The sequence below is a fragment of the Pseudomonas sp. LS_2 genome, from assembly GCF_042709235.1.
Classification (GTDB): domain Bacteria; phylum Pseudomonadota; class Gammaproteobacteria; order Pseudomonadales; family Pseudomonadaceae; genus Aquipseudomonas.
Map to the genome: position 1 here is coordinate 1 of NZ_JAVAYC010000064.1, position 1702 is coordinate 1702.

General features: G+C 66.8%; 2 protein-coding genes. Both read left to right on the forward strand.

All coding sequences use genetic code 11. The features are described 5' to 3' along the window. Positions 1-549: phosphopantetheine-binding protein (locus RAC97_RS24535; protein WP_375102210.1), on the forward strand; the 549-nt coding region annotated here is incomplete at its 5' end. Beyond that, the coding region (locus RAC97_RS24540) for a condensation domain-containing protein (RefSeq protein WP_375102211.1) at positions 542-1702 on the forward strand (1161 nt) is incomplete at its 3' end. The genes RAC97_RS24535 and RAC97_RS24540, both read left to right, overlap by 8 nt.

A 1702-nucleotide genomic window follows, 5' to 3' on the forward strand; every position in this document is an offset into this window, starting at 1 on the left:
GAAGGCGAGGCCGTGCAACTGGTGGCTTATGTGGTGCCCAAGGACACAAGCCTGGCCGCGGCCGACCCGCAAAGCCAGGCCGATGCCCGTGAGCGTATCAAGGCCGGCCTGCGCGGCCCGCTGCCGGAATACATGGTCCCGGCGCACTTGCTGTTCCTTGCCGAACTGCCACTGACCACCAACGGCAAGCTCGACCGCAAGGCACTGCCCGCACCCGACGCCAGCCTTTTGCAACACGCCTACGTCGCCCCGCAAAGCGAGCTGGAGCAGCGCCTGGCGCTGATCTGGCAGGACGTGCTCGGCGTCGAGCGCGTGGGCCTGAACGATGATTTCTTTGCCCTCGGTGGGCACTCGCTGCAACTGGTGATGCTGCTCTCGCGCATTCGCGGCGAACTCGATAGGGAACTGAAGATCCGCCAATTCCATGGCCTGCGAACCCTCGGCGAGCTGGCCGCGCACCTGGAACAGGACGGCTCGGCGCAAGCACGTGATGCCGAGCTGGACCAGATCTTCGGCGTCCTGGATGAACTGGAGATGGACAATGTCTGAACACGCGGCACGCAACCAGCAGCTGGTCGAGCGTATCAAGGGGCTGGGCGGCGACAAGCGCCGCCAGCTGTTCGCCAAGCTGCACGAAATGGGCATCGACGTGGCCCGGCTGCCGATCGTCGCGGCCGCTGCCGGCGAGCGCCTGCCGCTGTCCTATGCCCAGCAGCGCCAGTGGTTCCTCTGGCAGCTGGAGCCCACCGCCAGCGCCTACCACATTCCCGCCGCGCTGGTGCTGCGCGGCGCCCTGGATATTGACCGGCTGCACGTCAGCTTCGCCCGCCTGGTCGAGCGCCACGCCAGCCTGCGCACGCGCTTCGTCGAGGTCGAGGGGCAGATGGCCCAGGTGATCGACGCCAGTGCTCAGATCGTTATCGAGCAGACCACACTCGACGCCACCGGCCCTGCGCGCGAGCAACGCCTGCGCCAGTGTGTGGCCGAGCTGATCGGCGGGCCCTTCGACCTGCAACAGGGTCCGCTGCTGCGCGTGCGCCTGGCCCGACTGGCCGACGATGAGCACCTGTTGGTGCTGGTGCTGCATCACATCGTCACCGATGGCTGGTCGATGTCGCTGATGGTCGAGGAGTTGATGGCGTACTACGCCGGTGCTGCGCAGCAGCTTGCGACCTTGCCGGTGCAGTACGGCGATTTCGCCGCCTGGCAGCGACAGTGGATGGAGTCCGGCGAGCGCGAACGTCAGCTGGGCTACTGGAAAACCCAGCTCGGCGACCCCGAGCAGGTGCTGGAATTGCCTGCCGACCATCCACGCCCGGCCAGCATGAGCTTTGCGGGTGCGCGGCTGGCGGTGGATGTGCCGCCTGCGTTGCAACACAGCCTTCGCCAGCTGGCGCAAGGGCAGGGCGTGAGTCTGTTCGTGTTGCTGCTGGCCTCGTTCCAGACCCTGTTGCAGCGCTACAGCGGCCAGGATGAAATCCGTGTCGGCGTGCCCATCGCCAATCGTAACCGCCTGGAGACCGAGCGGCTGATCGGGCTGTTCGTCAATACCCAGGTGTTGGCCGCTCAGGTGCGTGGCGAGGAAGGTTTCGCGGCGTTGTTGCGCCGGGTCGGCCAGCAGGTGCGCGAGGCGCAGGAGCATCAGGACCTGCCGTTCGAACATCTGGTCGAGGCGCTGGGCGTGTCGCGCAGCCTGAGCCAC